Consider the following 21,246-nt stretch of genomic DNA (forward strand, 5'->3'; position numbering starts at 1 on the left):
TTTATATACTTTTTTGCAGGTGTGTATAATGATGATTTTCAAGTGTTAAGGCGCCAACAGCACTAAAACCTAAAGATTCATATAGTTTACGTGCTCTCGGATTAACATTATCAACATTGAGTCCTAAAACTTTTTGCCCATCCCGCTTAGCCTTGGCTTCAATATATTTTAACAACTGTGTGCCAATACCCTGTCCACGGGCTGCGCTAGTCACAACGATAGAATCAATATACCATTCATTAGAAAAAGCTTCAGCATCTTCAAACATCCAGCGATGGTAGCTAAACTTATCGGCTAAAATTGATTGAAAAGCATGATCTACCTGTTCTTCTTCACTGTCTGGGAAGCCAAACAATACACCTAAAACTTCGTTATCATCTGATTTTGCAACTACAGCACGACTAAAATGGTAACGACTTTTTTCAGATTTAGCTACTGCTAAAGCCATAGCTTGCTGTACATCATCAACAGATAATTCATCATAAATCGGTAACGCCATATCATCAAAAATTGTTTGTTCTAACTGTAGGATGGCCGATTGATCAGCCTGAGCTGCTGATTCGATTCTCATTATTTTTCCTCCTGTGGCTCAAGCATTGTCAAGCCAATACGTTGTCTCTTTTCATCAATGTCAACTACCCAGACATTCACGATATCACCTACTGCAACTATTTCAGAAGGTGACTTAATTCGGCGTCTTGCTAAACGTGAAATATGCACTAGCCCATCATGTTTGACACCCAAATCAACAAATGCACCAAAGTCAACAACGTTTCGAACTGTTCCCTGTAATTTCATACCTGCTTTTAAATCTTCAATATGCAATACATCTGATTTCAACAAAGCGCCTACCATATCTGAGCGTCCATCACGGCCAGGTTTTTGTAAACTAGTAATCATATCATGTAATGTTTGTCTACCAGTACCTATCTTATCAGCGATTACTTGATTATCTAAGGTACGCAATGCTTGGTTAGCAGTTTCTGTTGCAAGTTTGCTGGCTACAATATCAGCTAATGCTAACAACTTTTTAGCAGCTGAATAACTTTCAGGATGAATGTCCGTATTATCTAAAATATTTTTACCATCCAAAATACGTAGAAAACCGGCAGCTTGTTCATAAGCTTTAGGCCCTAAGCGGGGTACTTTTTTCAGTTGTGCACGTGAACTAAATTCACCTACTGTGTTTCGATAGTCAACAATATTTTGTGCTAAGGTTTTATTCAACCCAGCAATGTGCGTTAACAAAGCCGGACTGGCTGTATTTAAATTAACACCTACTTGGTTAACTGCTGTTTCAACAACATGATCAACCTGTTGATCTAATGCTTTAGCATTCAAATCATGTTGGTATTGACCTACACCAACTGACTTAGGATCAATTTTAATCAACTCCGCCAAAGGATCTTGAATACGTCGCCCAATTGAAATTGCAGAGCGCTCCTCAACATGTAAATTTGGAAATTCTTCGCGTGCTTCATCTGATGCAGAATATACCGATGCCCCGGCTTCATTCACAATACTATATGACACACCTTGTGATAGGTTTTTTGCCACAAATTCTTCTGATTCACGTGAAGCTGTACCATTACCTATAGCAACCAGTTGTACATGATACTCTGCAACCAATGCTTTAAAAATATCAGCTGCTTCTGCACGTTGTTGCGCATTAGCAGGCTTATGTGGGTAAATCACTTGTTTCTTTAAAAATTTACCCTGTGCATCAATAATTGCTAACTTTGATCCCGTACGAAATCCCGGATCAAATCCCATCACAATTTTACCTTTGAGTGGTGCTTGCATCAACAAATGGTATAAATTATCACCAAACACTCGAATAGCTTGTTCTTGTGCTTGTGTCGTTAAATCTTGTCTGAGTTCACGTTCAACAGCTGGTTGTATAAAACGCTTGTATGCGTCTTCGATAGCGCTACGCAACACTTGGTATCCGTCACCGGTAGTTAATTGTCCTTTAGACGCTTTTGTTTGAATAAAATGAATCATTCGTGCGGAAGCAAAGTCAATTTTAACTGATAATACACCATCTTTTTCACCACGATTAACAGCTAAAATACGGAATTTATTATTTAACAACGACTTGATTGATTCGCTATAATCGTAGTATCCAGCGTAAACTTCTTGCTCATCCTTGTCTTTACCACCACGTTTCAGGCTGGACACAAGTACGCCATCTAACGCCATTCGTGTACGTAACCATTGACGATATGCAGCATTTTCACCAATTTGCTCTGCAAGAATTTCGTGCAATCCAGCCAAAACATCCTCTTTTGTGGGTAGTGCTTCATTCACATAGTCAGCTATTGGTATTTTAGCATTGAGATTTGCCATAACAAAATCAGCTAATGGTTGTAGCCCTTGTTCGCGAGCAATCATGGCTTTCGTACGACGCTTTTGCTTGTACGGTAAGTAAAGATCTTCTACAACTGGCAAACTAGCTGCTGACATGATGTGCTGTTGTATTTCTGGTGTTAATTTATCCTGATCATGAATTGCCTTTATGACCGTATTTTTACGATCAGCTAGTTCTTGAGATTTTTTAGCCGTCAGTTGAATATCACGAATCTGTACTTCGTCAAGTTCGCCAGTCATCTCTTTACGGTAACGTGAAATAAAGGGTACTGTAGACCCATCATTGATCAAGGTTAGCGTTGCATCTACTTGTTTCAAACCAATATTAAGCGCTTGAGATACCTGCTTAGCAATTTCAATTTGTGTTGGCTCATTTAAAACTAAATTTGTCATGTGTAATCAATATTTCTCCAATGTATTTAAACCTATTATACCACCTAAACTAAAAACGCCACCTACTCCGAAGAATAGGTGGCGGGTAGGTAGATAGATTCTACCCAGTTGGTCCTCATTAGTATACCTGAAAAAATAATACAAAGCAACTCTTTTTTATAAAGCTCTGGACAAATGTATCAAATTATTACTTGGCCTGTTCTCGCGCCAGTCGCCAAATTGGATATGCGACCCCACTATTGACAATATAATAAATATATTTACCAATATTTGCAAAATTACCCTGAGTTATTGCTTTTGCTAGTTGAACAATATTATAAAATATCCAAAAGAACCATTGATCTTCAATTTTAAAAATATTAAGCATATTTGGTATGAGTGATAGCGTAAACACTGCACTCGCTAACCAAAATAACGGACTCGTATTCCTAAATGCAAGGTAATTGAGTCCTAGACTCAGTATAACCGCGCCACCAATCATCACTGGTAGCCATTTTTTAAAATCTAACGCACGATTAACACGCCCTTCACCGTAATGTTGCCATCCTTTAACAGAAGCTGCGTTAATCAGAAAAGAAACAGGGTAAGTCAACACAGCACCACTGTTACCAAGTATAAAATCAATAGCACCTGATATGACAGTATTGATAGTCCCGATAATATTACCAAATTTATTCAGACGTGCAGTTAATCGCGTTGATAAAATCGATAAACTAGATGATACGACTGAAATTATGCCAAATGGTATATATTTTGCCCAAGACACACCTGAAAATCGTATTGTGCTACCTAAACTATCAAACAAATAACCTGATGTATAGGCGGCTATCATCACCAACAAAACCCCAACTAAATCGAACACCCAAGATTGGTTCAATTTTTTTAAAATCATCAGCATGATCTCATGCCCTCCGTTTGTTTTTTATGAGCCGGTCTTCCGGGAACGCTCGCATGCAATGCGCTTATCAACACTACAATTTATATTCTATCAAATAAACTTACCTCATTTTGATTTAATATAAAAAAGATATTGAATTTTAAGTTATCCAATATCTTTTTAATCTTTAAACAATTAGCGAGTTATAGCTACAAACTGTTTAATTATAGCCGCCCCCTCAGGCGTACCAATGGATTCTGGGTGAAACTGTAATCCAAAAATTGGTAACGTGTCATGTTGCATCGCCATGATTTGATGGTCATCTGCTGCAATACCGGTGATTTTAAAATGTTTAGGAACATTGTTTTTGTCAATAATTAATGAATGATAACGCATGACATCAATGCTTGCTGCTGTCCATAATTGAGAAGCTTTAGCCGTTAACATCTGTGATACTTTACCATGTTTAACTTCTGATGCATGAATTATTTTCCCGCCAAAGACCTCGCCTATTGCTTGATGTCCCAAACAGATACCTAACATCGGTTTACTTTTTGCATAATGTCTCACCATATTTTCCATTTCACCTGCTTTATCAGGTGTTCCGGGACCTGGCGAAAAAATAATACCAGCAGCTTGATCAGCAACTTCATATAATCGCTTATCATCATGTCTTAAAACAACTAAATCGGTGATTTGCCCGATGATTTGCGCTAAATTGTAAGTGAATGAATCGTAGTTATCAACTAATAAAATCATCATACATCCCCCATGTTTAATAAAGCAGCCGCTTTATTAAATGTTTCTTGATATTCATTTTCTGGTATCGAATCATAAACTATTCCTGCACCTGCTTGAACATAGCCCTGCTTATTTTTGACGATCATCGTACGGATAGCAATCGCAAAATCCATTTGATTATCTCGCGATAAGTACCCAATCGCTCCTGCATAGACACCACGTTTAACTGGTTCCATCTCATAAATACGCTGTAAAGCACGCACTTTCGGTGCACCACTCACTGTTCCTGCAGGTAGTGTCGCTTTTAATGCTGCAATAGCCGGTGTATTTGGTCGTAATTTTCCTTGTACTTCTGATACTAAGTGCATAACATAGCGATATCTTTCAACCGCTAGCAATTTAGTGACTTTAACGCTACCATATTCAGATACTTTTCCGATATCATTACGTCCAAGGTCCACTAACATTTTGTGTTCGGCTAATTCCTTTTCGTCATGTGCAAGATCATTTTCATTTTTTAAATCTAATGCTGAATTGGTGCCACGTTTTCGAGTCCCAGCAATTGGGTTTGTTGTCACGATGTCACCGCGGACAGTTACTAGACTCTCTGGGGATGAGCCAACTACCTGTGCCTCGCCAAAATCCATGTAATACATGTAAGGTGACGGATTGGTACGACGTAGTTGACGATAAAAATCAAAGGGATCATCGTTAAAATCAAAATTAAAACGTTGTGATGGCACCATTTGAAACATATCACCGTCTGTAATCAATTGCTTCGTACGATCAACAATCGCTGTAAACTGTGCTTGCGTTAAATTAGATTTAGGTTCAATATGCTGCAATTTTACATGTGCTAATTCAGCATCGACTTGCTGGTGCAATCGTCCTTCTATTTCTGCTAATCTGCGATGTAACTGTACTTCATCACATTGAGAATAGACATTGTTTGCCACCATGGTTATTATTTCTTTTTGATGGTCAAATACAATAAATGTTTCGTACAAAAACATATGAATATCTGGCATATCTAAAGTATCTTTTGGTATTTTACCTAACATTTCATAGGTGGCTATGGTATCAAAACCAACATACCCAATTGCCCCCCCATGAAATGGCAAGTCATCACCAATTGATGCTTCATTAACTACTAAATCGTTCAGTGCCTGCAAAGGATCTTGGTTAGCTTGCACTTGGCCATCAATAACGATTTTTGTCCCGGTTGCTTGAAACTCATGTTCAGGATTCAAGGCAATAATTGAATAACGCGCTTTCTCATTCATGTCAGGCACTGACTCTAGTAGAAAGGTATGCTTCCCTCTCAGACGTAAGTAGGCGCTGATCACACTAATCGTATCTGAATTAATTATTTTAGTATATTGCATGCTTTTATTCAAAATGTATGTTGATTTCAACATACATTTTTCCTCCACTCTTATAGTTACTCGCCTAAATTGACAAATATTGTCACCTTCAGTTCATTGGTGGATATCAAGTATTTTTCATTCTTTTCACAAAATCAAATAATGGCTGCTCAGCATCATAAGGATGTTGTTCAATGATTTTAACGATTGCTGAACCAACAATTACCGCTTCGCTGTCATGAAATTGTGCAACTTGCTCTGGCTGACTAATGCCAAAGCCCACCGCTGTTGGGATATCAGTGTAACGCCTAATTTGTCTAATTACCTCACTAGCTGCTGTCGTAATTTTATGACGCGCCCCTGTAATACCAAGAGAACTCACTACATAAATAAATCCTGACGCCCGTTTCACAATATCGGAGATACGTTCACCAGATTTGAGTGTCACTAATTGAATAAATGAACGGTCATATTTTTCCGCTAGCGTCACAAATTCTGACTGTTCTTCAAGCGGCATGTCTGGCATAATAATACCTTGAACATCCAATGCCTGCATTTTCGTTAAGAAAGCCTCGTAGCCATATTTATACACAGGATTAGTGTAGGTCAGAAAAGCAAGTGGGACTTGTGTCCGTTGACGAACCGCTTCAACTAATGAAAATATTTTTTCAGTAGTTGAGCCAGATTGAGCAGCCCGCAGATCAGCCTGCATAATAGTTGGTCCATCAGCTGATGGATCAGAAAAAGCAATTCCTATTTCTACAACATCAGCCCCAGCTTCTGCTAGAGTCACAATATAATCCACACTTTTATTAAAATCAGGATCACCAGCTACAGTAAATCCTATGAATCCCTTCCCTGATTTTAAAACATCTTCTATTCTTTTTACTGTCATTTTTTTCTCCAACAATGTCTAAATACATTTCTAACAAAGCCTCTCTAGCTCACAACGCCATATTCACACATTCTTATGTGCAATTTGTACCAGCGTACGCATCTTATCTAAATTTTTAATGCCATTGGTTTCATCACCACTTGATATATCAACGACATCAGGATGAGTTTGATCAATGATTGCCTGTAAATTAGCTGGTGTTAAGCCACCAGCTAGGATTAATGGTTGTTGACGAAGAGACTTTGGTGGTACCATTCGCCAATCAAATACTTTTCCTGATCCGGCACTCTCATCTAACAATAAATAATTAGCAGATGTTGGTAATAACGCTTGCTCTGGTGTTCTAACTTTGATAACAGGAATATCTTTTTTCTGAAGCAACTCAACATCCAATTCTGACTCATCGCCGTGGAGCTGGACACCTTGAATCATATCTGTCTCAAAAATGCTTAATATATCATCAATATTCTGATTCTTAAATACCCCAAACAATGGGATATTGCTATCCAATCTTGCACGTATCGCTAGAGCTGCCTGAATATTGACAGTTCGTCGCTGGTTTGGAACAAAAATCATGCCAGCCATATCTGGTTGAACAAGATTTAATAAATCAGTATCTTCTGCTCGAAAGTTACCACAAAGTTTGATTTTCGTCATACTCATTCTCTCCTTTATCCTTGAAATAATGACCTAATTTTTGCAATTTTGTCGTTGGCTCTCATAAGGGTTTCGCCGACTAAAATACCATTCACATGTACTAATTCTAATTGCTCGACATCATGACGTGTTTTAATACCTGATTCAGCTATAAATAAAACATCTTTTGGTATCAATGCTCGCAAACGTTGTGTATGGTTAAAATCAACTGTGAAATCTTTCAAATTACGATTATTAACACCAATGATTTTGGCATGTGCAGCAATTGCTCGTGCAATTTCGTTTTCATTGTGGGTTTCTACAATAACCGATAATCCTAATTTATCAGCCAGATCTAAATACGCTCTTAATTGATCATCATCTAGAATAACTGCAATCAATAATATAACTGATGCACCTGCCATCTTTGCTTCATAAATCATATATTCGTCAATAGTGAAATCTTTGCGGAGAACAGGTGTTGCGACAGACTGAGAGACAGATGTTAAGATAGCAAGAGATCCTTTGAAATATGCTTCTTCTGTTAATACACTAATCAGGTCCACTTGAGCTGCTTCATAATCTTTAGCAATCGATATGTAATCAAAGTCCGATGCTGGAATGATTTGCCCTTTTGATGGGGATGCTTGTTTAATTTCAGCAATAACAGACATATGTGGTGCTCTAAGCGCTTGCTCAAAAGGAAATACGCGAATAATGTTGAGTTTATCAACTTGTAATTTTAAGGCTTCTAATGGTATCAATTGCTGTCGTTTTCGCATGTTGCGTCTTGTTGTTGCTACTAATTCGTCCAAAATCATATAAATACCGCCTGCGTCACTTTTTGCATTTTAATGAGTTGTTGGTAGGCTAAACCACTTTCCAATACCTCACGTGCTAACGCAATGTTCTCTGATAATGTTTCTCGTATGCCAGCATTATATAAGGCCACTCCAGCATTTACAATAACAATATCTTTCTTAGCTCCTTGTATTTCCCTGCGTAGAATACGCTGCGTAATAATTGCGTTCTCAGCTGGACTACCGCCTTGCAATTCACTAGCAGTCACATACTGAAATCCATAATCATACGGATCAAATATCGTCTCTGTGATATTACCATTATGGAGTCTAACCATATCAGTTTTGGTTGTCATAGTGACTTCATCTAAACCATCTTGACCGTGAATCAGAATAGCTTCACTCACACCTAATTCAGATAAAACATGAGCCAGTGGTACTAGTAAATGTTTTGAATAAACACCTAGTAACATTTTACGTGGTCTTGTAGGGTTCGTCAGAGGACCAAGAATATTAAACACCGTACGCACACCCAGAGCCTTTCGAATCGGACCAACAATTTTCATCGATGGGTGAAAAGATTGCGCAAACAGAAAAGTTTGCCCCACTTGATTTAAAACAGCTGTTGCTTGTTTTGGCGTTAAACTGATTTTAATATCCAAGTTCTCCAATACATCTGCCGTACCAGATTTTGAACTGGCTGCACGATTACCATGCTTAGCTACCGGAACACCTGCAGCTGCCACAATAAAACTTGATGTGGTTGAAATGTTAAATGTATGAGCAAAATCACCGCCAGTGCCTACAATGTCCATTGCATCAAACTCTGGCGCAATTTTAACCGCGTGACTTATCATCGCTTTAGCTGAACCAACAATTTCAGGAATTGACTCATTTTTTACCGACAATCCCATCAAATACGCAGCAATTTCATAATTAGAAACATGACCATCCATCACGTCATTCATTACGCTTTCCGCCATTTCTGCGGATAAATCTCGACGCAATGATAATAATTTGAGTGCTTCACTTATATTACTCATCAATATTAACTCCTTTATATCGAGCAATAGCAGCTACATCTTTGTCACCGCGACCGCTGAGATTAACCATAATTTGTTGATCTGGTCTCATTGTTGGGGCAAGTTTCATAGCATAAGCAACAGCATGTGTACTTTCAATTGCTGCTATGATCCCTTCGGTGCGTGCAATATATTCAAATGCAGTTACTGCTTCATCATCTGTAATTGGCACATATTGTGCACGTTGACTGTCTGCCAAATAGGCATGTTCTGGACCGATACCAGGGTAATCTAAACCAGCTGAGATGCTATACACAGCATCAATTTGCCCATCATTTGATTGTAAAAATTTTGATTTCATACCGTGAAAAATACCGTCAGAACCATTAGCGATTGTAGCCGCTGTTTCCCTAGTATGAATTCCTTTCCCAGCTGCTTCAACACCAATTAGTGTGACATCTGGATCATCAATAAATTTTGCGAAAGCACCAATGGCATTAGAACCACCACCGACTGCAGCAATCACAGCATCCGGCAATTTGCCAGTCTGATCTAAAAATTGTTGACGCGCTTCTTCACTAATCACTGATTGGAAATACTTAACCATTTCAGGAAAAGGATATGGTCCAACTGCTGACCCAAGTACATAAAATGTATCATCAATTCGCTTCGTCCAGTCTTGAAATGTTGCGTTAACAGCATCTTTTAATACCTGTGTTCCAGTTTCTACGGCATGTACTTTAGCACCAAGTAACTTCATACGATAAACATTTAAAGCTTGTCTATCCGTATCTTCTTTACCCATAAATATTTCAGCATCCATGCCAAACAATGCAGCAGCAGTAGCTGTCGCAACACCATGTTGCCCAGCACCAGTTTCAGCTATTAAACGCGTTTTTCCCATTTTTTTAGCAATCAAAGCTTGACCCAAAACATTGTTAATTTTATGAGCGCCCGTGTGATTCAAATCTTCACGTTTAAAATAGATTTGTGCACCACCAAGATCATCGGACATACGCTTAGCATGATAAAGTAATGATGGGCGGTTGGCGTAATTATCAAAAAGATCTTGTAATTCTGCTTTAAATTGCGGATCATTTTTATAATGATTAAATGCATCAGCAACAGCTTCCACTGCAGGCATTAACAATTCAGGAATGAATTGACCACCATATTGCCCGTAATAACCGCGTTTGTTGTGTATCGATAAGTTGTTCGCCATCAGATTCTCCTTTTAAGAACACGTAATCAAAGCAAATAAAAAACCGTCCTGAAAATATTTGCTCATCACAATATTTTCAGGACGGTTTCCCGCGGTGCCACCTGATTTCGATATACTAAGTAAACAAAAAGACTTGGTATATCGCCCTCCACAACTTGCTAACACAAATCTGACAACTCACGTATGCCTCACGTTCTCGCCTACTCGCAATAAATGCTTTCAACGGACCCTCGATGGTCCATTTGCCAACCTGCGTTCGACCTAGCTCTCAGTATCCTAGGTTCCCTGTACGCGCACAATTGGTTTGATCTCCATCTCATCGGTTTATTTGGACGATTAAATTGTTATTAATTATATTAAAACTAAATTAGCATTATGTCAATACTTTATCTTAAAATACCTTTATTTAGATAATTAAAATCTAATATTATTCTCACATATATCAGTTTAGAAGAATTGCATGCTATAAGTACCATTAAAAGTATCGCCTGCAGCCAAAACATTGACACCAAACTTCTCTTTAAAATTACCAGTTGAATCAACAGTATCAGCAATTCCCCACCAAGGCTCAAGTGCAATAAAAGGCGCTTCTTTTCCAGCTGGTGTCCAAATGCCTAAGAATTGTGCATTATCGACCGTCAACCGTAAACCATGTTGATTTGCTAACCGAGCTAACAAGAATGATGTTTTTTGTCGTTGTAATCTTAAAATAATCGCATCATCATGATAATCTTCTTGCTTAAGACGTAGCGGAATACTGGCATTAAAGTCAGTTGGTGTATTCGGATTAGAATACGGTCCTGTTAATCGTACTCGCTCATACAATTTTTCCGGTTCAATTGATACATAGTAATCCGAGAATTTCCCACCATCTAGTGGCAAGTTAAATGCCGGATGTCCACCTACACTAAAGAATAGTGACTCTTCTGTATCTGTATTTGTAACGATGTACGCAATTTTAAGTTCGTTATCATCTGTTAAATCATATTGAATATCAAATCGGAAACTAAATGGATAGATACGCTTTGTCGAGTCAGTATCGTGAATACGAAAAAGAGCGTGATTGTCACTGTGTTCAATCACATCAAAAAGTGTATTCCGAGCAAATCCATGTTGGTTCATGAAGTATGTTTCTCCATCAACCTTAAATTGATCACCACGTAAACGGCCGACAATTGGGAACAAATTAGAGGCATGACGCCCCCAATATTTGGGATCGCCAACCCAAATATATTCTAGTTCTGCTTTTTTGTGCCAAACACTAGTCAGTTCAGCACCCTCTTCGTTGATCTGAATTTTTAAATCATCATTTTCAAGTATAATCATAATATCTATATTCTACCAAATTTTTAACTAAAATGTTACTACTGTTAAATCTTTATTGCTATTTTTTTGCACGTGGAAAAAAGGAACGGTAATTTTTCTGTAAACTTTCTCGCGTAACATGTGTATACATCTGTGTGGTTGATAAATTAACATGTCCTAGAAGCTCTTGAACTGTACGCATATCAGCGCCGTGGTTGAGTAAATGCGTAGCAAAAGTATGTCGTAACATGTGAGGATGAATTTTTCCAGTTAATGTTGACCGTTTCATTAACTCATTTAAAATGTATGTAATCCCCGCAGCTGTTATCGGCTCTCCTCTATGATTCACAAAAACGACATCATGCACTTTCTTAGCTGTTAATTCTGGTCGTAATGTGGTTAAATACTCACGCATAGACTGTGCAGCAAAGTGACCAAAAGGTACGTATCTGTCCTTATTACCTTTACCATGAATCAAAACAAGTCGTTGATCGAAGTCTAATTGAGATATCTTTAAGGTGGCAATCTCAGTCACACGGGCACCTGTGGCATATAAGAATTCTAATAAAGCCGCATTTCGTTGCCACAGTGCATCATCAGATTGATATGCCACATCAAAAAGTGCCGTCATTTCTGTTTCATAAAAGAATTCTGGTAAATGATTTTGATGCTTGCGCAGCGCAACATTTTCAAATGGATTATCATCTACAAATTGATTTGTCACCATAAATTGATAAAACATCCGCAGACTGCTAATTTTTCGAGAAATGGTTGTGCGTGCTAACGCGCGATTATACAGATCATTTAAGTAAACGCGAACATCTAAAGACTGAACATCATTAAAGGTCGTAAATCCACCATTGTTCTCTAAAAAAACTAGAAACTCTTCAATGTCTGTTAAGTATGCCTTTACAGTTTGTGGTGAGTACTGTCTTTCCGAAACCAGATAATCATGATATAGTTGTTGTTCTCTTGTTAACATAACTTTATTATACGCGCGACCACTCGAAATATAAATATTAAGAACACTTTAATTTCCTTATAATCCCGCAAACATCCACATTAACACAAGTTTTTTTTATATTATTATATTAGGAGTAACTATATTACAATATTTCAAAATAAATAGCACATAGGAGACCTCTTATGAAGATACCTGTACAGACACCAATCGAACGACTTTACGATAGCTTTTTATCATTACAACATGCTGTGTTGGTTCATATTGCTGACTTTCGACAAAACATTTTATCTAACCGCGATCAATATCACGAGTCAGTCGCACCAACACAACAAGTAAAAACACGTGATATCGCACTTGTACCCTATGAATCATCCGCTAAATCAGTTGATTCTGAAAGTTTTGCGTATGCTGTTAACGCATCAATTTCTGAAGGAAATGATGATAGCTATACTGTTCCCAGTCGCTTAAAGTCAATAACACAATCTTTTTTTCATCATCCTGCACGTGTATTAGCAGCCACCATTATCATTATTTTGTTAGGTTATATTATCATTATGACAATACAAGCTAACTCAAATAACAATCAACCCATTACAGCAGTGAAACAGCAAAAGTTACAATAATAAAAAAAGCAAATTCATAATGAATTTGCTTTTTTATTGATTAATTTTTAAATGAATGAATTGGTGCTGGAATATGACCACCACGATTGATAAAGTTAGCACTTGATTTTTCGACAACTTGCATCACAGGTGCTGTTCCTAGCAACCCGCCATAATCGACCATATCACCAACTTTTGTACCATTAGTTGGCAAAATACGAACAGCAGTTGTCTTATTATTTTGCACACCAATGGCGGCTTCATCAGCAATCATAGCAGAAATGGTTGTGGCTGCTGTATCTCCTGGAATGGCTATCATATCTAAGCCAACCGAACACACAGAAGTCATTGCCTCTAGTTTAGCCAGTGACAGAACCCCAGCCTTTACAGCATCAATCATACCAGCATCTTCTGAAACTGGAATAAAAGCACCAGATAAGCCACCCACACGCTGTGAGGCCATCACGCCACCCTTTTTAACAGCATCATTCAACAACATGAGGGCGGCCGTTGTACCATGAGTTCCGACCATCTCTAAGCCAATTTCTTCTAGAACTTCCGCAACAGAATCCCCACGTGCTGGTGTTGGTGCCAAACTGAGATCAACAATGCCAAACTCAACACCTAATCGCTCAGCAGCTAATGTGCCAACTACCTGACCGACTCTAGTAATTTTAAATGCTGTTTTCTTAACTGTTTCTGCAACAATCTGAATGGGTTCTCCTTGAACCTTTTCAAGTGCGCGTTTAACTACTCCAGGGCCTGAAACACCAACATTTATCACAACGTCTGGTTCACTCACACCATGAAAAGCACCTGCCATAAAAGGATTGTCCTCAACAGCATTAGCAAAAACAACCATTTTAGCATTAGCCGTATCAGATTTATCCGTAATAGCTTTAATTGTTTCACCCATAAGTTTGATAGCATCTAGATTAATGCCTGCTTTGGTTGACCCAATATTGATACTTGACATCACAAGATCTGTTTCAGTTAAGGCACGAGGAATCGATTTAATTAACGCTAAATCACCGTTCGCAAATCCTTTTTGAACAAGAGCAGAATAACCACCGATAAAGTCAACACCAACCGCCTTAGCTGCATCATCGAGCGCGTGAGCATAGTAAAGCATGTCGTCTGGAGATGCCTTTCCAGCAATGAGCGCAATGGGCGTTACACTAATCCGTTTATTTGTGATTGGAATACCAAATTCTCGTTCAATTTGCTGTGCAACTGGTACTAATTTTTCTGCATAAGTCGTAATTTTAGTATAAATATTTTTAGCAGTCTCTTGTGGTGTGCCGGCAATAGTATCTAATAATGAAATACCCATTGTTACCGTACGAATATCTAAATGTTCTTCAGCAACCATATTAATAGTTTCTGTTATTTGATTTGTTTCCATGTTTACTCCTGATGTTTATTTATTAAAACACTAATAAGGAAATATAAAAAGGACTTTAGACACGACTCATCGCATCAAAAATTTCCTCACGTTGTGTGTGAATTGTTACACCAAGCTTGTCACCAACTGCATTCAAATCATCCTGCAAAGCATTGAACTCTTCATCTAATTTTTCCAAATTCACTAGCATACTCATAGTAAAAATATCCGACATAATTGTCTGGGAAACATCTAAAATATTAATGTTATGAGTTGCTAAAGTTTGCGCTACACCAGCGATGATACCTGGTTGGTCTTTTCCTACTACGGTTACAACAGCTTTTGCCAAGATTTCTTCCTCTTTATAAGTTATTTGAAAATATGCAATATTTTTACAGTAACATTATTTTATCATACATATACTGTCTACATGTCATAAATATGACATTTTATGCATAAACACGCTCACCATTCTGCCATCCCAAAAATTGAAATTGTGTCACACCAGATACAGCTTCTGATTTAACATTAACATGTGAATCAAATAATTGTGAATTAAACACTGCTTCATACTCACTAACAGATAGTTTTTGGCGACCTTCAAGTAATTGTTTGACAGACTTTCTTGGCACATATTCGGTAAAATTTTCTTGTAAAGTGATAGAATACAGTTCAGCCTCTGCACCTGATCCATAACTAAAAATTGCTATTTTTTCACCAGATTGCAACTTATCTGAATAACTCAGCAGTGATAATAGACTGAGATATACTGATCCTGTATATATATTGCCTACTTGACGGCTCAATTGTTGACTCGCTTTTAACTTTTCCATTAAGTTAACTTGTTGTTCTGCAGTTGCTTGATCTAGCACCTCATCCAGCGCCTTCTTCCCCATCTTTGTATAGGGTAAATGAAAAGCAAAACCAGAAAAATCACTGATTGTTTGTTGCGTTTTGGTGCAATAGCGTTGCCATAATGTTAGAAACATTTCTTTGTAAATATCTGTTGATAAATGTCCATCAACTAGCGCCTGCGTCCGATCTAAAGGTCGCCAAAAATCAGCACGTTCAGCACTCATATAAACTGAATCTGTGTTTATAGATGCAATTTTTGGATTATCTGAGATAATCATTGCGATAGCCCCAGCACCTTGTGTGACCTCGCCAGGTGTCACTAAACCGTAACGCGCAATATCTGAAGCAATAACTAAAACTCGTCGTCCTGGATGTACCGCCACATAGTCACGCGCCTGCATTAAGCCATAAGTCCCCGCATAGCAGGCTTGCTTGAGTTCAATTGTCCGTGTAAATTCTGATAAATTTAAAAGCCTCTGAATATAAATGGCACCAGATTTGGAATTATCAATACCTGATTCTGTGGCTAAAATAACACTATCAATTAATTGGCGATCAGTATCGTCGATAATTTGGGATGCTGCATTTGCCCCCATAGTAACAATATCTTCATAATTTGGAACAACTGATTGTTTATCTTGACCAATGCCAATAGTATATTTCTCTGGTTCATCGCCACGTACTTTTGCCAATTCGATTAAATCCAATACATATTTTGGTGTATAAAACGCTATTTTATCAATACCAATTGTCATATTTTAAATCCTCTAGTTGATATTATATCATGAGAAAAAGCGCCATTAGACGCCCTCATAAACCGGTTACAGATGGTTAGTATAATTCTTTGACTTTTTCTTGAATACTTTCAGTTGAAATAAATTCGTCATAAGTCGTATCTACACGATCAACTGCGCCTTTACCAGACACCTCAATGACATGATTAGCTGTCGTTGCTAAGAATTCATGATCGTGTGATGTTATGATAATACCACCCTTAAAGTTAACCACCGCGTCATTTAATGATTGAATTGATTCTAAATCTAAATGATTGGTTGGATCATCCATCAATAAAACATTAGCCTTCAACAACATCATTTTAGCTAATGTAATACGGACTTTTTCACCACCTGAGAGTACTTTTATTTCCTTGAGTGAATCATCACCGCGAAATAACATTTGTCCGAGCATGCCACGAAGACTTGTGTTGTCCTTTTGTTCTTCTTCGGCAAAATCTCTAAGCCAATCTAAAATAGTCAAATCCTGATTATCAAAATTATCATTCAAATCTTTGGCAATATAAGATTGTGACGTTGTCACTCCCCAAGTTACAGTACCTGTATCTGGCGTTAGAGTACCAGCAATAATTTGCATTAATGTCGTCGTCGCTAAATCAGATTGTGATAAAATAGCAATTTTGTCGCCCGGACGTCCAATAAACGAAATATTACTTAATACTTGTTCACCATCAATTGTCTTGGAAATATTTTCAACACGTATCATATCATTTCCCATTTCTCGATTGATTGGGAAACTAATAAATGGATATTTACGTGACGAAGGTTTAATATCATCCAACGTGATCTTATCTAATTGCTTTTTACGCGCAGTTGCTTGCTTAGATTTTGAAGCATTAGCAGAAAAGCGTGCCACGAATTCTTGCAATTGTTTAATTTGCTCTTCTTTTTTAGCGTTTTGTTGTGACGCCAAACGTTGTGCTAATTCAGATGATTCACGCCAAAAATCATAATTCCCCACAAATGGTGTGATTTTACCAAAGTCCACATCCAAAATATTCGTTGACACTGCATTCAGAAAATGACGATCGTGGGATACAACAATCACTAAGTTAGGAAAATCAGCTAAAAAGTCTTCTAACCAATTAATTGTTTGCACATCAAGTCCGTTTGTTGGTTCATCTAAAATTAAAATATCAGGATTTCCAAATAATGCTTGGGCTAACAAAACCTTAACTTTATCATTTTCTGTCAGCTCACTCATCATGGTATACTGCATATCATCAGAAATACCTAGTTTATTTAAGAGTTGACCTGCTTCAACTTCGGCATTCCACCCATCTAGTTCTTCAAATTCTGCACCTAAATCTGCTACGCGTACACCATCTTCATCGTTAAAATCAGGTTTAGCATAAATAGCGTCCATTTCTGTTTTCACTTCATATAAGCGCTTATGACCTTGAATAACCGTATCAAGAACTGTAAATTCATCAAAAGCAAAATGATCCTGCTGCAAAGATGACATTCTCTCACCGTCACCAATCGCGATAACGCCTTCTGTAGCTTGTAATTCACCTTGTAATAACTTTAAAAATGTTGATTTCCCGGCGCCATTAGCTCCGATAATACCATATGTATTACCAGGCGTGAGCTTTAAGTTCACGTCTTGATATAATTTAGGACCAGCAAAACTAAAACTCATATCTGATACTGTAATCACTATTTTCTCCTCCAATTTAAAACATATTCAATATTAATAAACATGATTTATGTAAAAATACCTTCTATAACTATACCAGAAAAAGCGCGAAACGTCGCGCTTTTTAACTACTACTAATCAAACGAGTAATATAAATTAAGCCTGTTAAGATTGAAAGCCACCATCAACAGGGACTGTATATTTTTCATCACCTGCTTCTGTCAACCCATGAAAACCGCCTTCAACTGGAATCATATTTTCATCTGGATCATCACGTGTATCTCCTAAAAATGTGAATAAACTAAGAACAATATACAGTAGACCAAAATAAAAACCATATTGGTGGGATACTAACCGTAACCAAAAAGTTGAAATCAAAGTAAAAAACACTGGCATTGTCAGCAAGACTAGCGGAAATAAACCATTTTTACGCGTAATATAGCCAAGATACAACATGTATGAACTATTGACAACTAAATAGAGCCAGATAACTTTATTTAAACCACTAACATTGAGTAATTGAGCACCAAATGGTACCAAAACCCCCAACACTATTGCTACGAGCCATTGATTACCATAGTATTTTTTAAACTTTTTTTGCATGCGCGACCGCCCTTTGCACAATTTATGAGAATACTATAATCACAAAAAGTTATTCTAGTGACAAAGTATTTATTTTAATTATTATAAACTATTAATTTAATTCTCGCAAGACACTCATAGCACTTAATACATACAGTGGCGCAGTTTCAGCACGTAATATACGCGGACCTAATCCGGCTGGCTGATAGTCAAATTTTTTAAGTGTGTTGATTTCAGTCATTGACAAACCACCTTCTGGCCCAAAAAGAACCGTCATAACTTCGCCATTTGGCACCTGGTTAACGGCCTGAACTAGTGTCGCCACTTCACCATCTCGTGCTGATTCTTCCCAAGCTACAAGCCCTTTTGTTTTAGGTAGTGACAATATTTCCCGCCAAGATAAAAATGTAATTTCAGGAATTAATAACCTATGTGACTGTTCAGCAGCAGCTTGAGCAATTTTTTGTAAACGATTTTGTTTCTTTTCTTGCTGTTTATGCCAATTAGATACTGTACGTTCCATATAAGTAAACACAATCTTATGGACGCCGAGCTCAGTTGCCTTTTGGACGAACCAATCAGAACGATCATTTTTTAAGGGGGACACGATTAATGTCACTTGAATTGGTAACTCAACTTGATTATTCAACTCAGAAACTACTTTAAGCGTTATTTTTTCTGAATCAATTGCCGTAACTTCCCCAATGACAACTTTTTGATTCTGACTGACAAATTCCGCCTGAGATCCAATGCGTGCCCTTAAAACTTTACCAAAATGTTTAAAAGCATCTTGTTCTGATGTTAAAACAATCTTGTGCCCAATTGTTTGTTGTAAAAAATAACGTTGCATAACTAATCTTCCCCGAATTGTGTGATATAGCTATGCCATTCGCCCATTTGTGAGGATTGAACAATTTGATAGCCATTTTTGAGTAACTCATCTTCTATATGTGGTGCAATAGCATCGTAGATACCAGATACTAGAAAATAACCACCTTTTTTCAATAGTGGTATCGTTTGCGGTATTAAGCGTTCAATGACATCTGCTAAAATATTAGCAACGATAATATCGACCGGTGTTGTCTCAATATCTGCTAATAAATCACTTGTTAAAACAGTTATATCACTAGCAACCAGATTCAAAGCCAAATTTTCTCTGGCGACTGATACAGACATGTCATCAATATCTGTTGCCAAAACTTGAGTCACGCCTAGTTGTTTAGCCGCAACAGCTAAAACCCCGGAACCAGTACCCACATCAATCATTGATTCTCCGCCGCGAACAACAGTTTCTAATGCTTGCATCATCAATTTTGTCGTTTCATGTGTTCCCGTACCAAAAGCAAGTTTAGGATCCATGATAATGGGCATTTCATCATCTTGCTGTGGTTTAAAGTTTTCCCATGATGGTACTACAGTCAAATGTCGCGTTATACGTTGCGCATGATAATATTGTTTCCAATTATTTTCCCAATCTGCCTGCTCCACACCACTAATCAATATTTCTGCTGGTGAAGGATCTACGTCAAATGATTTTAAATTGAATAAATCAGTTTTGATTCGTTTGATCGTTTTCGGTAAATTAGCGTCATCTTCATAATATGCGATAACTTTTATTTGATCACTATCATCAATTTGAACGCCTTCAGCACCAGCTGACATTAAAATATTTGAGACAGCTTCAATGGCATCATTTTGTGTTGTGATTGTTATAGATTGCCAGTTCATTGGATTGCCTCATATGTGACAACTACTTTTCCAGTCATATGATTCGCTTCAACATCTCGAGTTGCCTGTTGGATATTCTCAACTGTTAAGCCATTATATGTTTTATTTAATGTTGACTGGATGACTCCTCTGTCAGCTAATTCACTCATCCTATTTAAAGCATCACCTTGTGTCTGCATTGAGACACCATAATTTCCCTTAGCAAACATAAATACCCAACTAAATTGCGCGCCAATATTTTTCAAAGGTGCAATATCAACCGCCTCCGTTGTATCAACAATTGATGCGATACGACCAAATGGCTTGATTGCTTGTAAAACCAGTGGCCAATAAGCATCTGTATTTTGTAATATGGCAATATGATCAACTTTATCATGCTGTATTTGAAGTAATTGTTCATGTAAATTTTGATGATAATCTAAAATATAATCAGCCCCTAAATTTTTCACCCAAGCCACTGACTCTGGACGCGATGCTGTCGTAATGACAACCATGCCTAAATATTTTGCTAATTGAATTAATATTGAGCCAACACCACCTGCGCCATTTAAAATTAAAATACTTTTACCTTGTGCCGCATTTTCAGTGATGTCGTATCCAAAAGCATCGGTCAAAATTTCTGATGCCGTAATTGAAGTTAATGGCAGCGCCGCAATTTCCGCAGTCGTCAATGATTTTGGTGCTTGCCCAACTAATGCTTCATTGACTACTTGATATTCAGCGTTAGAACCGGGTTTGATTTGTACACCAGCGTAATAAACACGATCTCCAATCGCAAATTGAGTTACTTCTTCACCGGTTGACATTACTTCACCAGTTGCATCAAAACCTAAAATACGAAATTCACCATCATTTTGATACGTTGCGCGCATTTTAGTATCAACCGGATTAATTGCGCTTGCTGAAACCTTAACTAACAATTCGTGAGCTTTTGGCTTTGGACGAGCAACACTTTTTTCAATAAAAACATTCGGAGCATCAATCAATAACGCATGTTCAATACCAATGGCACGCATCTTACGGCTTGGGCGAAGCGACCATATTTTTTTTAATTTATCTAAAAAAGCCATAAC

Annotated in this window: 21 protein-coding genes; 1 reads left to right on the forward strand and 20 read right to left on the reverse strand. The window is 37.6% G+C overall.

Going from position 1 to position 21,246, the window contains the following annotated elements:
- Position 1: 1 nt before the first annotated feature.
- From HNQ98_RS06635 to xerC, 12 genes are all read right to left on the reverse strand, one after another.
- A complete protein-coding gene (locus tag HNQ98_RS06635) occupies positions 2 to 571 on the reverse strand; it encodes a GNAT family N-acetyltransferase (protein WP_135197392.1) in 570 nt (189 codons plus the stop codon).
- Positions 571 to 2,763, reverse strand: a complete 2,193-nt coding sequence (locus tag HNQ98_RS06640; protein WP_135197391.1) for a Tex family protein — start codon at positions 2,761 to 2,763, stop codon at positions 571 to 573. The genes HNQ98_RS06635 and HNQ98_RS06640 overlap by 1 nt, the downstream gene beginning before the upstream one ends.
- A gap of 187 nt (positions 2,764 to 2,950) precedes the next feature.
- Positions 2,951 to 3,661, reverse strand: coding sequence for a nicotinamide mononucleotide transporter family protein (locus HNQ98_RS06645; RefSeq protein ID WP_014974253.1), 711 nt, complete (start codon positions 3,659 to 3,661; stop codon positions 2,951 to 2,953).
- Positions 3,662 to 3,835: 174 nt separating this feature from the next.
- On the reverse strand, positions 3,836 to 4,399 hold the full coding sequence (locus HNQ98_RS06650) for an anthranilate synthase component II (RefSeq protein ID WP_014974252.1): 564 nt from the start codon (positions 4,397 to 4,399) through the stop codon (positions 3,836 to 3,838).
- The gene (gene trpE, locus HNQ98_RS06655; RefSeq protein WP_135197447.1) at positions 4,399 to 5,766 is read right to left on the reverse strand and encodes an anthranilate synthase component I; all 1,368 of its coding nucleotides are present in this window, start codon (positions 5,764 to 5,766) and stop codon (positions 4,399 to 4,401) included. The genes HNQ98_RS06650 and trpE overlap by 1 nt, the downstream gene beginning before the upstream one ends.
- Positions 5,767 to 5,872: 106 nt before the next feature.
- On the reverse strand, positions 5,873 to 6,640 hold the full coding sequence (gene trpA, locus HNQ98_RS06660) for a tryptophan synthase subunit alpha (RefSeq protein ID WP_135197390.1): 768 nt from the start codon (positions 6,638 to 6,640) through the stop codon (positions 5,873 to 5,875).
- A 63-nt stretch (positions 6,641 to 6,703) separates the two neighbouring features.
- Positions 6,704 to 7,297: a phosphoribosylanthranilate isomerase gene (locus HNQ98_RS06665; protein ID WP_135197389.1), complete on the reverse strand. Its 594-nt coding sequence runs from the start codon at positions 7,295 to 7,297 to the stop codon at positions 6,704 to 6,706.
- A 14-nt stretch (positions 7,298 to 7,311) separates the two neighbouring features.
- Positions 7,312 to 8,097, reverse strand: coding sequence for an indole-3-glycerol phosphate synthase TrpC (gene trpC, locus HNQ98_RS06670; RefSeq protein WP_135197388.1), 786 nt, complete (start codon positions 8,095 to 8,097; stop codon positions 7,312 to 7,314).
- Positions 8,094 to 9,119: an anthranilate phosphoribosyltransferase gene (trpD, locus tag HNQ98_RS06675; RefSeq protein WP_135197387.1), complete on the reverse strand. Its 1,026-nt coding sequence runs from the start codon at positions 9,117 to 9,119 to the stop codon at positions 8,094 to 8,096. Before trpD ends, trpC begins: the two co-directional genes overlap by 4 nt.
- The gene (gene trpB, locus HNQ98_RS06680; RefSeq protein WP_135197386.1) at positions 9,112 to 10,320 is read right to left on the reverse strand and encodes a tryptophan synthase subunit beta; all 1,209 of its coding nucleotides are present in this window, start codon (positions 10,318 to 10,320) and stop codon (positions 9,112 to 9,114) included. The genes trpD and trpB overlap by 8 nt, the downstream gene beginning before the upstream one ends.
- A gap of 447 nt (positions 10,321 to 10,767) precedes the next feature.
- Positions 10,768 to 11,646, reverse strand: coding sequence for an aldose 1-epimerase family protein (locus HNQ98_RS06685; protein ID WP_014974245.1), 879 nt, complete (start codon positions 11,644 to 11,646; stop codon positions 10,768 to 10,770).
- A gap of 58 nt (positions 11,647 to 11,704) precedes the next feature.
- Entirely contained in the window at positions 11,705 to 12,607 is a 903-nt protein-coding gene (xerC, locus tag HNQ98_RS06690) for a tyrosine recombinase XerC (protein WP_135197385.1), read from the reverse strand.
- A 164-nt stretch (positions 12,608 to 12,771) separates the two neighbouring features.
- Between xerC and HNQ98_RS06695 the strand changes: the two genes are divergently transcribed.
- The gene (locus tag HNQ98_RS06695) at positions 12,772 to 13,212 is read left to right on the forward strand and encodes a hypothetical protein (RefSeq protein WP_135197384.1); all 441 of its coding nucleotides are present in this window, start codon (positions 12,772 to 12,774) and stop codon (positions 13,210 to 13,212) included.
- A 40-nt stretch (positions 13,213 to 13,252) separates the two neighbouring features.
- Here HNQ98_RS06695 and HNQ98_RS06700 read toward each other — a convergent pair whose 3' ends face one another.
- The 8 genes from HNQ98_RS06700 to HNQ98_RS06735 all read right to left on the reverse strand — a co-directional run bounded on the left by HNQ98_RS06700 (position 13,253) and on the right by HNQ98_RS06735 (position 21,243).
- Complete coding sequence (locus HNQ98_RS06700) at positions 13,253 to 14,596, reverse strand: PFL family protein (RefSeq protein WP_135197383.1); 1,344 nt, start codon at positions 14,594 to 14,596, stop codon at positions 13,253 to 13,255.
- 55 nt (positions 14,597 to 14,651) lie between these two features.
- Positions 14,652 to 14,924: an ACT domain-containing protein gene (locus HNQ98_RS06705; protein ID WP_014974241.1), complete on the reverse strand. Its 273-nt coding sequence runs from the start codon at positions 14,922 to 14,924 to the stop codon at positions 14,652 to 14,654.
- A 100-nt stretch (positions 14,925 to 15,024) separates the two neighbouring features.
- Positions 15,025 to 16,185 (reverse strand): hydroxymethylglutaryl-CoA synthase, encoded by a 1,161-nt coding sequence (locus HNQ98_RS06710; protein WP_135197382.1) that lies wholly within the window; start codon positions 16,183 to 16,185, stop codon positions 15,025 to 15,027.
- Between the two features lie 76 nt (positions 16,186 to 16,261).
- Positions 16,262 to 17,884 carry an ABC-F family ATP-binding cassette domain-containing protein gene (locus tag HNQ98_RS06715; RefSeq protein ID WP_135197381.1) on the reverse strand — a complete coding sequence of 541 codons (1,623 nt, stop codon included), beginning with the start codon at positions 17,882 to 17,884 and terminating at the stop codon, positions 16,262 to 16,264.
- 144 nt (positions 17,885 to 18,028) lie between these two features.
- Positions 18,029 to 18,466 (reverse strand): hypothetical protein, encoded by a 438-nt coding sequence (locus HNQ98_RS06720; RefSeq protein WP_135197380.1) that lies wholly within the window; start codon positions 18,464 to 18,466, stop codon positions 18,029 to 18,031.
- A 91-nt stretch (positions 18,467 to 18,557) separates the two neighbouring features.
- A complete protein-coding gene (locus tag HNQ98_RS06725) occupies positions 18,558 to 19,295 on the reverse strand; it encodes an RsmE family RNA methyltransferase (RefSeq protein ID WP_135197379.1) in 738 nt (245 codons plus the stop codon).
- A 2-nt stretch (positions 19,296 to 19,297) separates the two neighbouring features.
- Entirely contained in the window at positions 19,298 to 20,173 is an 876-nt protein-coding gene (gene prmA / locus HNQ98_RS06730; protein ID WP_135197378.1) for a 50S ribosomal protein L11 methyltransferase, read from the reverse strand.
- Entirely contained in the window at positions 20,170 to 21,243 is a 1,074-nt protein-coding gene (locus tag HNQ98_RS06735; RefSeq protein ID WP_135198108.1) for a zinc-binding alcohol dehydrogenase family protein, read from the reverse strand. The genes prmA and HNQ98_RS06735 overlap by 4 nt, the downstream gene beginning before the upstream one ends.
- Positions 21,244 to 21,246: the final 3 nt, after the last annotated feature.

Source organism: Leuconostoc carnosum (assembly GCF_014207505.1).
GTDB classification, from domain to species: domain Bacteria; phylum Bacillota; class Bacilli; order Lactobacillales; family Lactobacillaceae; genus Leuconostoc; species Leuconostoc carnosum.

Excerpts from the sequence above, each read along its gene's own strand:
- HNQ98_RS06650 (WP_014974252.1), bottom strand. The coding sequence starts at position 4,399 with ATGATTTTATTAGTTGATAACTACGATTCATTCACTTACAATTTAGCG.
- HNQ98_RS06685 (WP_014974245.1), bottom strand. The coding sequence starts at position 11,646 with ATGATTATACTTGAAAATGATGATTTAAAAATTCAGATCAACGAAGAG.
- HNQ98_RS06665 (WP_135197389.1), bottom strand. The coding sequence starts at position 7,297 with ATGACGAAAATCAAACTTTGTGGTAACTTTCGAGCAGAAGATACTGAT.
- HNQ98_RS06640 (WP_135197391.1), bottom strand. The coding sequence starts at position 2,763 with ATGACAAATTTAGTTTTAAATGAGCCAACACAAATTGAAATTGCTAAG.
- trpE (WP_135197447.1), bottom strand. The coding sequence starts at position 5,766 with ATGCAATATACTAAAATAATTAATTCAGATACGATTAGTGTGATCAGC.
- HNQ98_RS06645 (WP_014974253.1), bottom strand. The coding sequence starts at position 3,661 with ATGCTGATGATTTTAAAAAAATTGAACCAATCTTGGGTGTTCGATTTA.
- trpD (WP_135197387.1), bottom strand. The coding sequence starts at position 9,119 with ATGAGTAATATAAGTGAAGCACTCAAATTATTATCATTGCGTCGAGAT.
- trpA (WP_135197390.1), bottom strand. The coding sequence starts at position 6,640 with ATGACAGTAAAAAGAATAGAAGATGTTTTAAAATCAGGGAAGGGATTC.
- HNQ98_RS06710 (WP_135197382.1), bottom strand. The coding sequence starts at position 16,185 with ATGACAATTGGTATTGATAAAATAGCGTTTTATACACCAAAATATGTA.
- trpB (WP_135197386.1), bottom strand. The coding sequence starts at position 10,320 with ATGGCGAACAACTTATCGATACACAACAAACGCGGTTATTACGGGCAA.
- HNQ98_RS06635 (WP_135197392.1), bottom strand. The coding sequence starts at position 571 with ATGAGAATCGAATCAGCAGCTCAGGCTGATCAATCGGCCATCCTACAG.
- trpC (WP_135197388.1), bottom strand. The coding sequence starts at position 8,097 with ATGATTTTGGACGAATTAGTAGCAACAACAAGACGCAACATGCGAAAA.
- HNQ98_RS06735 (WP_135198108.1), bottom strand. The coding sequence starts at position 21,243 with ATGGCTTTTTTAGATAAATTAAAAAAAATATGGTCGCTTCGCCCAAGC.
- HNQ98_RS06725 (WP_135197379.1), bottom strand. The coding sequence starts at position 19,295 with ATGCAACGTTATTTTTTACAACAAACAATTGGGCACAAGATTGTTTTA.
- HNQ98_RS06700 (WP_135197383.1), bottom strand. The coding sequence starts at position 14,596 with ATGGAAACAAATCAAATAACAGAAACTATTAATATGGTTGCTGAAGAA.
- xerC (WP_135197385.1), bottom strand. The coding sequence starts at position 12,607 with ATGTTAACAAGAGAACAACAACTATATCATGATTATCTGGTTTCGGAA.
- prmA (WP_135197378.1), bottom strand. The coding sequence starts at position 20,173 with ATGAACTGGCAATCTATAACAATCACAACACAAAATGATGCCATTGAA.
- HNQ98_RS06695 (WP_135197384.1), top strand. The coding sequence starts at position 12,772 with ATGAAGATACCTGTACAGACACCAATCGAACGACTTTACGATAGCTTT.
- HNQ98_RS06720 (WP_135197380.1), bottom strand. The coding sequence starts at position 18,466 with ATGCAAAAAAAGTTTAAAAAATACTATGGTAATCAATGGCTCGTAGCA.